We start from the raw sequence: 14,189 nt of genomic DNA, 5'->3' as shown, positions 1-14,189 counted from the left end.
ACGTTACTTCGTTACGTAACGATTCGCCGATTGACCTCCTTACGAGCTGTTTCCACAGCCTGCCGGAGGCACCTCGAAAAGAAAATTTTCCATACGAATCAACAGCTTGCGATGCTCTGGGCCGCTTTGGCACGGGGCTCGGGAAAAGCGGCACGCTAGTTGCCCCTGAGTAGGCATCTTTTGTCACAGAAGGCTGCCATGACCGCTCAACAAGCATCGACCAATACGACCGAGGGACTTGCCGCCGCTGGCGCTGCTCCTGTGGTCATCGCCCAGGCTACCGTCACACCGCTCGGCACTCCGGGCATGGTGAGTTCGGCGGCTCCCGCCGCAACCGCGGCCCCCGCCGGCATCGGCACATTATCGAATGCCACGCCCGGCGTCGCGGTGATGCGTGACGGTGTCCGCATTCCCGTCGATGGCAATCAGACGCTGATGGCCGGCGACCGCGTGATCGTTCCGCAGGACGGCCACGCCAACGTTCTCTTCCCCGGATCGGCCACCAACAAGGCCCCGCTCGCTGGTGTGTTCACCGGCGGCACCGACGCCACTATCGGCTCGACCAAGCTGCCCGGCGGCCTCGAACAAGTGAATGTGGATGTCGCCTCGGGCGACCTGCAGGTGACCCCGCCCGACAGCGACGCCGACGCCGCTGCCCTGGCCGTCACCAAGAAGCTCGCTGCCGGCAGCGGCATCGGGCTGGGTGAGTTCGCACTCGGCGCCCTCGGCGCCGCTGCCCTGGGCGCCGCGCTCAGCGGCGGTGGCGGCGGCAGCGACAGCGCGTTCCCGCTGCTCGTCGGTTCGGGCAACCCGAACAACCCCGGCGATTCCGACGCGGATGCCGACTCGGATGCGGACGCCGATGCCGACGCGGATGCGGATGGTGACGCAGATGCCGACGCAGACGCAGATGCCGACGCCGACGCAGACGCCGATGCCGACGCAGACGCAGATGCAGACGCAGATGCAGACGCCGATGCAGACGCCGATGCAGACGCCGATGCAGACGCCGATGCCGATGCCGACGCAGACGCAGACGCCGACGCCGACGCAGACGCCGACGCCGACGCAGATGCCGATGCCGATGCCGACGCAGACGCCGATGCCGATGCCGATGCCGATGCCGATGCCGATGCCGATGCCGATGCCGACGCAGACGCCGATGCAGACGCCGACGCAGACGGCGACGCCCTCCTCAACCCAGGCGACAGCCTCGTCAACCACGTCACCGACAGCCTCGGCGGCGCGCTCGGCCTGGGCGACTCGCTCTCGCCGGCCAACAACGTGGTCGACGGCCTGACCGACACGCTCGACGACGTGCTGGCTCCGCTGGTCGGCAGCGAGTTCACGCCGAACGATCCCAACCAGTTCGACCCGATCGACAACACCGTGAGTGGCGTCACCGACCTGCTGGGCGACTCGCTGAGCCCGACGCTCGACAACCTGCTGGGCCAGGGCGCGACCGGCGCCATCCTCGGCACGGTGGCGGGCCAGGTCGACTACCTGACCGACGCGCTGGACAACGGCCTGACCAACCTCGTCGGCGACCACGGCATCATCAGCGGCCTGACCGATGCCCTCGGACTCGGCGGCCTCACCGACCAACTCGTGGGCAACGACGGCCTGCTGGGCGGGACGCTCGACAACGTGCTGGGCGAAGGCAGCCTCGTGAACGGCCTGCTGGCCGAGGACGGCCTGGTCGGCGGCCTGCTTGGCGACGACGGCGTCGTCGGCGGCCTGCTCGGTGAAGACAGCGCCCTGGGCGGCGTGCTCGGCAACGTGCTGGGCAGCGACGGCCTCGTGGGCGGCCTGCTCGGCGACGGCGCCGTGGGCGGCCTGACCGGCGGCCTGCTGGGCGACGACGGCCTGCTGGGCGGCCTGCTTGGCGACGGCAGCGCCGTGGGCGGCCTGCTCGGCAACGACGGCCTGGTCGGCGGCCTGCTGGGCGGCGACGGCACCCTTTCCAACGTGCTCGGCAGCGGCGGCCTCACCGGCGAACTGCTGGGCCACGGCGGCCTGGTCGACAGCCTGCTCGGCCAGGACGGCGCCATCTCCGGCATCCTCGCCGACAGCCCGCTGGGCGGCCTGCTCGGTGGCGAAGGCGGCCTGCTTGGTGGCGCGCTCGATGGCGTGCTTGGCGACGACGGCCTGGTCGGCGGCCTGCTGGGTGACGACGGCCTCGTCGGCGGCGTGCTCCGCAGCGACGGCCTGCTCGGCGGTGTCCTGGGCGGCGACGGCCTGCTGGGCGGCGTGCTCGGCAATGACGGCCTGCTCGGTGGCGTGCTGGGTGACGACGGCCTCGCCGGTGGCCTGCTCGGTGGCGATGGCCTCCTGGGCGGCGTGCTGGGCGATGACGGCCTGGTCGGCGGCCTGCTGGGCGGCGACGGCCTCGTGGGTGGCCTGCTCGGCGACGACGGTCTTGTCGGCGGCCTGCTCGGTGACGACGGCCTGCTGGGCGGCGTGCTCGGCGACGGCGGCATCGCCGGCGGCCTGTTCGGGCCTGGCGGCCTGGTCGGCGGCGTGCTGGGCGAAGAGGGCCCGGTCGGTGGCCTGCTGGGTGAAGACGGCATCGTCGGCGGCCTGCTCGGCGGTCTGCTGGACGGCATCGGCGGTGGCGGCACCCCCGGTACCGGCGCGGCGCTGCTCGACCCGGCCGACGGCGTGCTCGGCAACCTGGTGGACGGCCTGGGCCAAGGCGCGCTGGGCGGGCTCGGCCTGACCAATGTGCTCGGACCGGTGGTCGGCGTCGCCGACGGCCTGACCGACACGGTCGACGGCCTGCTGGGCCCGGTGCTCGGCACCAGCTTCTCGGAAAACGATCCCAACGTGCTCGACCCGGTCGACGGCCTCGTCGGCCAGGTGGCCAGCGGTGCCTCCGGCCTGCTGAGCCCGCTGACCGACCAGCTGCTCGGCACGAACACGACGGCCGCGCTGCTGAACGGCGTCACGGCGCAAGTCGACTACCTGACCGACGGCGTGGCCAACGTGCTGTCCGGCGACGGCCTGCTGGGCGGTGTGCTTGGCGGTGACGGTGGCCTGCTCGGCGGCGTGCTGGGTGACGACGGCCTGCTGGGCGGTGTGCTCGGTGGCGACGGTGGCGTGCTCGGTGACGGCGGCCTGCTTGGCGGCGTGCTGGGTGACGACGGCTTGCTGAGCGGTGTGCTCGGTGGCGACGGCGGCCTGCTTGGCGGCGTGCTCGGCGACGACGGTCTGCTGGGCGGTGTTCTCGGCGGCGACGGTGGCCTGCTCGGTGGCGTGCTCGGCGAAGACGGCCTGCTGGGCGGACTGCTCGGCGGCATCGGTGGCGGCACTTCTCCCGGCACCGGCGCGCAGGCCCTGCTGGACCCGGCCGACAACGTGGTCGCCGGCCTGGCGAACAGCCTGAACAACGGCCTGCTCGGCAGCCTGGGCCTCGGCGATGCGCTCGCCCCGGTGGTCGGCGTCACCGACGGCCTGACCGACACGGTCGACGGCCTGCTGGGCCCGGTGCTCGGTACCGGCTTCCTGCCGAACGATCCCAACGTGCTCGACCCGGCCGACGGCCTCGTGGACCAGGTGACGGATGGCGTGGGCGGCCTGCTGAGCCCGCTGGCCGACCAGCTGCTCGGCGCGGGTGCAACCGGCGCCCTGCTGGATCAGGTCGACACGCAGGTCGACTACCTGACCGATGGCGTGGCCAACCTCGTGGGTGGCGACGGCGGCCTGCTGGGCGGCGTGCTCGGCGGTGACGGTGGCCTGCTCGGTGGCGTCCTCGGTGACGACGGCCTCGTCGGCGGCTTGCTGGGTGGCCTGACGGGCGGCGATGCTGGTGGCTTGCTCGACGGTGTCCTCGGCGACGACGGTCTGGTTGGCGGCCTGCTCGGTGGCCTGACTGGCGGCGACGCTGGCGGGCTGCTCGATGGCGTGCTCGGCGACGACGGTCTGGTTGGCGGCCTGTTGGGTGGCCTGACCGGCGGCGGTGCCGGCGGCCTGCTGGATGGCGTGCTCGGCGACGACGGCCTCCTCGGCGGCGTGCTCGGCGGCGCGACCGGCGGCGACGCTGGCGGCCTGCTGGACGGCGTGCTCGGCAGCGACGGCCTCCTCGGCGGCGTGCTTGGTGGCGTGACCGGCGGCGACGCTGGCGGCCTGCTGGATGGCGTGCTCGGCAGCGACGGTCTCCTCGGCGGCGTGCTGGGCGGCGTGACCGGCGGCGACGCTGGCGGCCTGCTGGATGGCGTGCTCGGCAGCGACGGTCTCCTCGGCGGCGTGCTGGGCGGCGTGACCGGCGGCGACGCTGGCGGCCTGCTGGATGGCCTGCTCGGCAGCGATGGCCTCCTCGGCGGCGTGCTGGGTGGCGTGACCGGCGGCGACGCTGGCGGCCTGCTGGACGGCGTGCTCGGCAGCGACGGTCTCCTCGGCGGCGTGCTGGGTGGCGTGACCGGCGGCGACGCTGGCGGCCTGCTCGACGGCGTGCTCGGCAGCGACGGTCTCCTCGGCGGCGTGCTTGGTGGCGTGACCGGCGGCGACGCTGGCGGCCTGCTCGACGGCGTGCTCGGCAGCGACGGCCTTCTCGGCGGCGTGCTCGGTGGCGTGACCGGCGGCGACGCTGGTGGTCTGCTGGACGGCGTGCTCGGCAGCGACGGGCTCCTCGGCGGCGTGCTCGGTGGCGTGACCGGCGGCAATGCTGGCGGCCTGCTCGACGGCGTGCTCGGCGACGACGGCCTGGTCGGCGGTCTGCTCGGCGGCGTGACCGGTGGCGGCACGGGTGGCCTGCTCGACGGCGTGCTCGGCAACGACGGCCTCGTCGGCAGCCTCCTGGGCCACGACGGCCTGGTGGGCGGCCTGCTCGGCGGCCTGACCGGCAGCGACGGCGCGGTGGCGAACATCCTGCAGCCGGTGACCGACGTCGCCGGCAGCCTGACCGAGACCGCGGCCCCGGTCGTGTCGACCGCCACCAGCGCGGCGCACGACGTGACCGCACCGGTGACCGACATCCTGGCCGGCGCCACGACGGCTGCCGCTCCGGTGGCGGATGCCGTCAGCAGCGCGGTGAGCGGCGTCGAACACGCCGCCACCCCGCTGGTGACGGAAGTCGTGACGCCGATCACCAGCCTGGTCGAGCACACCGTGTCGCCCGTGACGAACATCCTGCACGGCCTGCTGGGCTGATTGATCGTCCGGAAACAGATAACAGAAGGAAGTGGGGCGAGGGAGCTTGCTGCACCAGGGACAGGCCGCCACCGGCCTGTCCCGCGAAAGGACCGATATGAAAAAGAATTTCCAGACACTGGCCATCGTCGCGCTCGGCGCAGCACTCGCGGGCTGCGTGGCCCCCAAGACCGGCCGTGACGATGCGACCTACTACTACTCCAACAAGGCCGCCACCGCGGTGCCGAAGGTGGAGCCGGCACCGCCGGCGCCGGTGCAGAACGGACCGGCGGGCGTGCCGAAGATCGTCTACTTCGACTTCGACAAATACAACATCAGGCCCGCCGACCGGAACATCGTGGAGGCTCATGCGAGCTACCTGCGCAACCGGCCGCAGAGCAAGGTCGTGATCGAGGGCCACACCGACCAGCGCGGCGGCCGCGAATACAACCTGGCGCTGGGCCAGCGCCGTGCCGATTCGGTGCAGCGCGCGCTCACGCAGCTCGGCGTGCCCGCCGAGCGCATCGAGTCCATCAGCTGGGGGCTGGAAAAGCCCGCATCGAACGAAACCACGGAGGAGGGCTATCAGCTCAATCGCAGAGCCGAATTCAGCTATCGCTGAAGCCGGATCACCGCGATGACTTCGGTCGTGTCAGTTCCCGGACCGCGCACACGTCACCAGAGCGAAAGCAGATGACGGGCGTGGCCGGTTTCCCGCATCCGAACGGGGCCGAATGATGTCCTTCCCAGACCAGCTCCACGCCTGCCACGAACGCCTTGTGTCGGTGTGCGCGGCGCTGCCGGCACCGTATCCGGCCTTCACGCTGTTCTTCTCCGTCAGCGACGGCGCGCAACGGGCGCACGTGGTGCATGCGCGGGCCGCCGATTTCGAGACCGCCTGGCGCGAGGGCGCCGGGCGCATGGAGAGCTGGGTGCGCGAGCGCGGCATCGTGTCGCCTTGGCTGCGCATCGACTGGGTCGAGGGCGCGAGCCCGATGGACTGGGCCCAGTTCAAGACCCAGCTCACCGCCGTCAAGCGCAACTACTTCCGCCTCGGGCTGGCCTTCGACAAGGACTTCTCGATGGCCTTCACCGAGCAGGAGCTCAACGCCAACGCGATGCTGTGCGGCGATTCGACCATCCCGCACTCGGTGGTGAACGCACGCAACTTCGAGGTCTACAGCCAGGCGCGCTTCGAGCGCTCGCCGCCGCTGGACATGTCCTCGGACCAGCCGGTCTACCTGCTGGCGACCGTGGGCGTGTTCTGCCAGCCCGACGGCGTGGTGCACAAGCTCGTGGGCACGGGGCTCGACGCGGGCCGCCGGCAGCTGCCGGCGCTCAACCCGCAATCGGTGCTCGACCTCGTGCGCAGCGGCTCGTCGTACCTGGCGCGCCAGGTGCAGGGCGACGGCCTCTTCGTGTACGGCTACTTCCCGTGCTTCGACCGCCGCATCCCGACCTACGATGCGATGCGCCACGCGAGCGCGGTGTACGCGATGCTCGAGTCGTGGGAGCTCACGCGCGACGAGACGCTGCGCGCGGCCATCGACCGGGCGCTGGACCATCTCACCGGCGCGCTGATCCGCGACTACACGCTGCTCGACGGCCGCGCCGCGGCCTTCCTGGTCGACACCGGCGGCGAGATCAAGCTCGGCGGCAACGCGGCCTGCGTGCTCGCGCTGGTGAAGTACTGCGAGCTGATGGAAACGCGCCGCTGGCTGCCGCTGCTGGAGAGGCTCGCGGTGGGCATCGCCTCGCTGCAGGATCCGGCCAGCGGCCGCTTCAACCACGTGCTTCACGCGTCCGACCTCACGGTCAAGCAGGCCTCGCGCGTCATCTACTACGACGGAGAGGCGGCCTACGCGCTCATGCGCCTGTACTCGCTCACGCGCGAGCCGCAATGGCTCGCGGTGGTGGAGAAGGCCTTCGACCATTTCATCGCCAGCCAGCACTGGCAGGCGCACGACCACTGGCTCAGCTGCTGCGTACACGAACTCACGCACTGGAGTCCGCAGGAGAAGTATTTCCGCTTCGGCCTGCAGAACGTGGCGGGGTATCTCGACTTCGTGCTCGACCGGAAGACCACCTTCCCGACGCTGCTCGAACTCATGCTGGCCGCGCAGCAGATGCTCCAGCGGCTCGAAGGCATGCCCGCGATGCGGCACCTTCTGGACGAGCTCGACACCGAGAAGTTCTACCGCGCGCTCGACTACCGCGCGCACTACCTGCTCAACGGCTTCTTCTGGCCCGAGATGGCGATGTACTTCCGCCGGCCGTCGACCGTGGTGGGCTCGTTCTTCATCCGCCACCACTCGTTCCGCGTGCGCATCGACGACGTCGAGCAGTACCTCTCGGGCTTCGCCGCCTACCACCGCTACCTGGTGGAGCGCCGCGCCGCGCCGGGCGGTGCGGGCACGGGTTCGGGCGGCGCGCGGGACGACGGCGCCGTGTGGACAGCCAGCGAGATGGCGCGCGTCACCGGCGGCGAATGGGTGGTCAGGCCCGAGGACGGATGGCGCGCCGCCGGCGTGGCGCAGCGCTCCTTCATGCGCAAGGGGCGCGTGGTGTTCGACCACCAGACGCGGCCCTCGAAGACGCCGCTGGCGGCGGTCACGCTCAAGGGCGTGCTGCAGCCCGCCGCGGCCGTGCTGTGCTCCGACCCCAAGCCGCATCTCGACAAGCGCGTGCCCGTGCTCAAGGTGCCGAACGTGCTGCAGGCCGTGCTCGAGCTGGGCGACCATGCGCGCGCCGAATTCGCGGGCCGCGTGTGCGGCGTGCTCGGCAGCGGCGCGGGCAGCGGCACCGTGGCCGCGATGCTGGCCGGCGCCCTCACCGTGTGGGGCGAGGTCGGCCAGCCCGAGGGCAACGTGAGCCTGCCGTCGGGCATTGCCTGGAACATGACCTGCATGCCGCGCCATGCGGCCTACTGGGTGCTGGAGATGGGCACCTCGCACATGCCGGCGTCCGCGCAGCTGGTGCGGCCCTCGCTGATGGTGGTGACGGGGCTCTCGATCGCGTCGCAGAAGCACCGCGGCCCCTCGGAAGCGGCCGCGCGGCTCGACAGCCGGATCTTCCAGGCGATGGCGCCCGGCGACCGCGTGGTGCTCAACCGCGACATGCCCGAGTTCGCCACCTTCGCCGAGGCGGCGATGGCGCAGCAGCTGCAGATCGTGACCTGCGGCGAGCACAGGGACGCCGACGTGCGCCTGCTCGCCTTCGACCACGGCGAGGTGCAGGCGCTGGTGGCGGGCGAGCCCTTCCAGCTGCGGCTGAACGCGCCGGGCCGCCACATGGGCGCGAGCGCCATCGCGGCGCTCGCGGCGCTGCAGGCGATGCGCCTGCCGCTGGCGGCCGCGGTCGAGCCCTTCGCGCACTTCGAGCCGCCGGGCGGACGCGGCGCGCTGCACACCATCCACATCGGCGGCGGCAGCTTCAAGCTGATCGACGAGACCTACGACGCCAACCCGAGCTCGATGCGCGCTGCGCTGGAGCTGCTCTCGCAGGCGCCCTGCGAGCCGGCGCGGCGCGTGGCGATCCTCGGCGACATGCAGGAGCTCGGCCCCGCCGCGCAACGCCACCACCTCGACCTCGAGGCCGAGCTGCTCGCATCGCAGCCCGACCGCGTGCTGCTGTGCGGACCGCTGATGCGCGCGCTGCATGCGCGCATCCGCACCAAGGTCCATTCGCACTGGTTCGTCGACGTGTCCGACCTGTCGACCGCGCTCGGCGGGCTGCTGCAGCCCGGCGACTGGGTGTTGGCGAAGAGTTCCGCGGGCATCGGCCTGTCACGGCTTGCCCGGGTTTTGAAAGCACTGCCATGAGATTCAACGCACTCCTGCATTCGGCCTTCGGATACGAGGCCCCCGCCACGCGACAGCAGCCCGCGCGCCGCTGGTGGCTGGGGTGGCTGCAGCTGCTTTGCGCATGGGTGCTGTGCATGCTGCTGTGCGCCAACATCGCGTTGGTGTTCGCGCAGGATTTGTCAGGGCGAAAGGGAGAGGTCAGTGCAGGGAGGCCGGCCGGTTGCGCGGTAACGGGAAGCGCCGCGCAACCGGTGCCGGTTCACGGGATCAGGGCCGATGTGGCGAAGGGGCAGAGGCTGTCGTGCTGATGTGTGTTTGAAGCGCACCGCGAGTGAATATTTGCCTTGTAACAGCTGGGTAACAGTTGATAATGAGGCAGGCGTCACTGGACGACGAACCGGCTCTTTCCAATGATCAAGTTCCTCCTGCCCAGCCAACTGGTTGCCGAGACTCCGGACGAGCCCGGTGCCAGTCCCTACGCGGGCGCGCTGAACGCCGCGTTCCGCGCCGCCTATCCGCTCGTGAAGAGTGCCGCGTGGCGCTCGCTGCCCATCAGCCTGTTCGGGCTGCTGCCTTCGATCTTCCTGCTGCAGGTGTACGACCGCGTGCTCTCGCGCAGCGGCACCTCCACGCTGGCCGCGCTGGTCAGCGGCATCCTGTTCTTCCTGTGCATCGAGTTCTGGCTGCGTACGCGCCGCTCGCGCCTGTTGCGCAACGCGGGCGCCATCGTCGACCACGGCGTCTCGGGCGCGCTGCTGAACTCGATGCTGGGCCGCCCGCTGCGCGCGCTGGAGGCGCGGCCCGCGTCGGTGTGGCACCTGTACTTCCGCGACGTGGCCTCGGTGCGCGGCACCATCACCGGCGGGCTGGCCCAATCCATCTTCGACCTGCCCATGGCCGTCTTCGCGCTGGTGGTCATCGGCATCGTCGCGCTGCCGGTGCTGCCGGTGGTGGTGCTGTTCCTCGCGATCATGTCCTTCCTGGCGTGGTGGTGGGCCGACGAAGTGCGCTCCGGCCGCGTGGAGGAAGTGCAGCGCGGGCGCGGCCTGGAGCGCGTGACCGCCGAGATCTGCAACGCACGCGAAACGCTCAAGGCCCAGGCCAACGACGGCCCCACCATCGAGATGTGGCGCCAGACCTACAACGCGTGGCTCGCCGAGAGCTTCAGCAAGAACGGCCAGATCGAGACCGCGCGCGACGGCACCACCGTGCTGCTCACCGTGTTCTCCGTCGTCGTCGTGACCGTGGGCGCGGTGTCGGTGATGGAGCAGTGGATGACGGTGGGCGGCCTCGTCGCATCGAACATGCTGGCGCTGAAGGCGCTGCAGCCGGTGGCCGGGCTGGTGTCCAACTGGCGCTCGCTGGCCACCGCGAAGGAAGCCGCCAAGCGGCTGGAGACCGTGCTGCGCGAGCCGGTCGAGAAGCCGCCCACGGGCATGACGCTGCCCCAGCCGCTGGGCCGCATCACGCTGAAGGACGTGAGCTTCAGCTTCACCGAGACCGCGCAGCAGCCGGTGCTGGAGAACGTCGACCTCGACATCGGCCCGGGCGGCCTGCACGTGATCGTGGGGCGCAACGGCGCGGGCAAGTCCACGCTGGTGAAGCTGCTGTCGGGCCTTTACACGCCCACGCGCGGCATCGTGAGCATCGGCGAGTACGACCTCTCGCAGTTCGGCCGCGAAGAACTCTCGCGCTGGATCAGCTACCTCTCGCAGGAGGTCTACTGGTTCGGCGGCTCGCTGATCGACGTGATGCGACGCAATGCGCCGGGCCAGAGCGACGAGCAGATCGTCGCGGCCTGCAAGCTCTCGGGCGCGCACGACTTCATCTCGCGGCTGCCCGACGGCTACCGCACCATGGTGGGTGAAGGCGGCACCGGCGTGTCGGTGGGCGAGCGGCGCAAGCTGGCGCTGGCCATGAGCTTCCTGCGCAAGCCCTCGGTGCTGGTGCTCGACGAACCCAGCAACGACCTCGATTTCCAGAGCGAGCGCAACCTGCTCGCCACGCTGCTCGCGGTGGCCAAGGTGCGCACCGTGGTGGTGGTCACGCACTCGCTGCGCATCGTCTCGGCCGCCAACGTGGTCTACCACGTCACCGGCCAGGGCAACGTGGAGCAGGGCACGGCCGCGGTGATGGTGCCGAAGCTGTTCGGCGTGAAGAAACCGCTGGTGGCGCTGGGCGATGCGGAAGACGGCGCGGCGGGAGCCACGCCGGCATCCCGCTCGATGGCGTGACGCGCAGCAGCGATGAACGAAGAGTGACCGGGGACGCGATTTGAAAATAGACCTGCCGCAGATTCTTCAGGACGAGAACGACAAGCGCGCGGCACAGACCTCGCCGCAGGGCCGGCGGCGCCAGTGGATCATCGGCGGTGCGATCGGCCTGCTCGCGCTGGTCGGCCTGGGTTTTCCGATGGAGACGGTGGTGGTCGCGCCGGGGCGCGTGATCCCGTCGGACCGCGTCAAGTCCATCCAGCATCTGGAAGGCGGCATCGTCAGCAACGTGCTGGTGAAGGAAGGCGAGAAGGTCAAGCAGGGCCAGTCGCTGGTCGAGATCGACCTGGGCGGCAGCGGCCTCAACCTCGAGGAGCTCACGGCCCGCTACGCCGCCACGCAGGCCACGCGCGTGCGGCTCATGGCCGAAAGCCGCGGCCAGCCGCTCACGCGCGCATCCTTCGCGCCCGACATCGACGAGGGCGTGCTCGAGGGCGAGACCGGCGCCTACCAGGCGCGCGCGCTCGAGCAGCGCGGCGTGATGGCAGGCGCCGTGTCGGGCCTGGAGCAGGCGCGCAGCAAGAAGCTGGAGCAGGAGGCCAAGGTCAAGGGTCTGAGCGACCGGCTGGCGCTGATGCAGAAGGAACTGGAGATCTCCGAGCAGCTGCTCAGCGAGAAGCTGGTGGGCCAGGTGGAAGTGCTGGAGAAGCGCCGCCAGGCCGAGAGCGTGCGCAGCGAGCTCGCGGTGGCGCGCCAGGGCGTGGTCTCGGCCAACGCCTCCATCACCGAGGCGCAGGCCAAGATGGCCGAGGCCGAGGGGCGCTTCCGCCGACGCGCGTCGGACGAGCTGGCCACCGTCGAGCGCCAGTTCGCGAGCCTGGCCGAAGACCTGGCGCGCGCACGCACCCAGCGCTCGCGCACCGTGGTGAAGGCGCCGTCGGACGGCATCGTGAAGGGCCTGCGCAACTCCAGCCCGGGCTGGGTGGTGAAGCCCGGCGAATCGATTCTCGAAGTGGTGCCCGACGAGGACGAGATCATGGTCGAGGCGCGGCTCAACCCGAACGACCGCGGCTTCATCGAGGTGGGCCAGCAGGCGCGCGTGAAGATCACCGCCTACGACTACCTGCGCTACGGCGCGGTCGACGGCAAGGTCAAGCTGGTGGCGGCCGACGCCGACCGCGACCCGGCCATCTCCAACGGCGCGCCGTACTACCGGCTGCTCATCAGCATGTCGCAGTCGCACGTGGGCCGCGACGAGAACCGCATCACCGCCGGCATGGAGTCCGAAGTGGACCTGCGCGTGGGCACCGACCCGTTCATCTGGTACATCCTGCGACCCGTGCTCAAGCTTCGCCGCGAAGCCTTCCGCGAACCATGAAGTACCGCAAACCGGTCGATCTGCGCCGCGTGGGCACCGGCGCCGTCTGCGCGGCGCTGTGCGCCGGCTTCGCGCTGCCGCCCGCCGCCTTCGCGCAGGAACCACAACAGCCGCAGCCGCTGCCGGAGCATCTCCTGCAGCAGCAGGAGATGGAAAGTGCCACCAGGCTCATGGTTGCGCGCAGGCTCTCCGCGCCTTCGCTGGGCGCCGCCAGCTACGCGCAGCAGGTGAAGCAGGCCCTGATCGCGCTGTCGCAGGAGTACCCCGAGGTGCAGACCGCGCAGGCCGCGGCCAACACCAGCAGCTACGGCGTGGATGCCGCGAAGCAGGCGCGCTACCCGAAGTTCAAGGTCGGCACCTCGTCCGGCAGCTACAACAGCGGCGCGGCCAACGCCAAGACGCAGAGCTACACGGTGCTCACTGCCGAGGCGCGCGTGAGCCTGCTCGACGGCGGCGCCATGAGTGCCGCGCAGCGCGCCGCCGAGGCCGGCAACCAGGCCGACGACGAGGCCGTCGTCACCACCTCGCAGAAGGTGGTGCTGGACGCGCTCACCGCCTACCTGCAGGTGCAGCGCTTCGACCTGAAGAAGCAGATCGCGCACAAGGCCACCGAGGTGGTGGCCGAGCTCTCGAAGGCCGAGGCCCGCCGTGTGGCGCTGGGCGTGAGTGGCGACAACGACCTCAACATGGCCGCGTCGCGCCGCGCGCTGGTGGCTGCGCGCGAGTCCGACTTCGAGGCCCAGCGCGACGAGGCGATCGCCAAGTTCCGCAACTACTTCAAGTTCTCGCCCAATGCCGAGTCGCTGCCCGTGCTCGCGGCGCCCGCGCAGTGGCGCATCACCACGCAGGAAGAGGCGCTGCGCCGCGCCGAGGCGCGCAGCACCGAGATCGCCGAGGCGCAGGGCCGCATCGAGCGCGCGAGGGCGCTGGCCGACCAGCAGGACGCGAGCCTCTACCCCACGCTCGACGCCGTGCTCGTGAAGAGCAGGGACCCGCGCGGCGTGTCGCCGCAGGACCCGACGCGCGCGGCCTTCGAACTCAACTGGAACTTCGGCAACGGCTTCGACCGGCAGCTGCGCCTGAAGTCGGCGCTGGCCGAAGTCGCCAACCAGGAAGCCAAGCTCGAAGGCGTGAAGCTCAACCTCTTCGAACTCACGGCCGCATCGTGGTCGCGCACCGTCTCCGGCCGCGAGCGCGAGAAGCAGCTGATGGAAGCCGTCAGCACCTCGGGCCAGGCCTTCCGCGGCCGCCGCCGCCTGATGGAATTCGGCCGCGAGACCCTGCCCAAGGTGCTCGACGCCCAGCTCGACTACTACACGCTGCTGTTCGACTACGTCGACGGCGTCTTCGACCTGCGCATCTCCGAGCTGCGCCTGGCCCGCACCACCGGCGAACTGCGCATCGACCCCCTCGGCCCCAACGGCTGGATCGACGGCCTCTTCGGCGCACCCAGGCGCCAGGTGCTCACGGAAGACGGCCTGCTCGGCACGCTCTGCATCTCGAGCAACACCGCCTGCGCCAGCGAACCGGTGGTAAGCGAACGCGCAACCGGAGCAGCCGGCGCGCCGCCAACCCTGCGCAGAGCGCAACGCCTCTCCATCCCCTGAACACGAGGCAAGCGAAGCGAAGCCATTTCGGGAACACCGAGGAACCGGCTTTGCCGGGCCT

General features: G+C 70.8%; 7 protein-coding genes. All 7 read left to right on the top strand.

Annotation, left to right across the window (positions count from 1 at the left end; translation table 11 throughout):
* Positions 1 to 198: 198 nt before the first annotated feature.
* The 7 genes from ACHMXA_RS29410 to ACHMXA_RS29380 all read left to right on the top strand — a co-directional run bounded on the left by ACHMXA_RS29410 (position 199) and on the right by ACHMXA_RS29380 (position 14,128).
* Complete coding sequence (locus ACHMXA_RS29410; RefSeq protein ID WP_395317385.1) at positions 199 to 5,148, top strand: hypothetical protein; 4,950 nt, start codon at positions 199 to 201, stop codon at positions 5,146 to 5,148.
* A 97-nt stretch (positions 5,149 to 5,245) separates the two neighbouring features.
* A complete protein-coding gene (pal, locus tag ACHMXA_RS29405; RefSeq protein WP_395317384.1) occupies positions 5,246 to 5,749 on the top strand; it encodes a peptidoglycan-associated lipoprotein Pal in 504 nt (167 codons plus the stop codon).
* A gap of 112 nt (positions 5,750 to 5,861) precedes the next feature.
* Positions 5,862 to 8,948 (top strand): glutamate ligase domain-containing protein, encoded by a 3,087-nt coding sequence (locus ACHMXA_RS29400; protein ID WP_395317383.1) that lies wholly within the window; start codon positions 5,862 to 5,864, stop codon positions 8,946 to 8,948.
* Positions 8,945 to 9,238: a hypothetical protein gene (locus ACHMXA_RS29395; RefSeq protein ID WP_176663391.1), complete on the top strand. Its 294-nt coding sequence runs from the start codon at positions 8,945 to 8,947 to the stop codon at positions 9,236 to 9,238. The genes ACHMXA_RS29400 and ACHMXA_RS29395 overlap by 4 nt, the downstream gene beginning before the upstream one ends.
* Positions 9,239 to 9,340: 102 nt before the next feature.
* On the top strand, positions 9,341 to 11,164 hold the full coding sequence (locus ACHMXA_RS29390) for a peptidase domain-containing ABC transporter (RefSeq protein ID WP_176663390.1): 1,824 nt from the start codon (positions 9,341 to 9,343) through the stop codon (positions 11,162 to 11,164).
* Between the two features lie 40 nt (positions 11,165 to 11,204).
* On the top strand, positions 11,205 to 12,521 hold the full coding sequence (locus ACHMXA_RS29385) for an HlyD family type I secretion periplasmic adaptor subunit (RefSeq protein WP_176663389.1): 1,317 nt from the start codon (positions 11,205 to 11,207) through the stop codon (positions 12,519 to 12,521).
* Complete coding sequence (locus tag ACHMXA_RS29380) at positions 12,518 to 14,128, top strand: TolC family protein (RefSeq protein WP_395317382.1); 1,611 nt, start codon at positions 12,518 to 12,520, stop codon at positions 14,126 to 14,128. Before ACHMXA_RS29385 ends, ACHMXA_RS29380 begins: the two co-directional genes overlap by 4 nt.
* Positions 14,129 to 14,189 lie beyond the last annotated feature (61 nt).

Source organism: Variovorax sp. UC74_104, from assembly GCF_044055375.1.
In the GTDB taxonomy this organism is placed as follows: domain Bacteria; phylum Pseudomonadota; class Gammaproteobacteria; order Burkholderiales; family Burkholderiaceae_C; genus Variovorax.
The sequence above is the reverse complement of the archived record's forward strand: the minus strand, read 5'-3'. Positions and strand labels throughout refer to the sequence as shown.

Coding starts and splice junctions, on each gene's coding strand:
- pal (WP_395317384.1), top strand. CDS start 5,246: ATGAAAAAGAATTTCCAGACACTGGCCATCGTCGCGCTCGGCGCAGCA.
- ACHMXA_RS29400 (WP_395317383.1), top strand. CDS start 5,862: ATGATGTCCTTCCCAGACCAGCTCCACGCCTGCCACGAACGCCTTGTG.
- ACHMXA_RS29390 (WP_176663390.1), top strand. CDS start 9,341: ATGATCAAGTTCCTCCTGCCCAGCCAACTGGTTGCCGAGACTCCGGAC.
- ACHMXA_RS29395 (WP_176663391.1), top strand. CDS start 8,945: ATGAGATTCAACGCACTCCTGCATTCGGCCTTCGGATACGAGGCCCCC.
- ACHMXA_RS29380 (WP_395317382.1), top strand. CDS start 12,518: ATGAAGTACCGCAAACCGGTCGATCTGCGCCGCGTGGGCACCGGCGCC.
- ACHMXA_RS29410 (WP_395317385.1), top strand. CDS start 199: ATGACCGCTCAACAAGCATCGACCAATACGACCGAGGGACTTGCCGCC.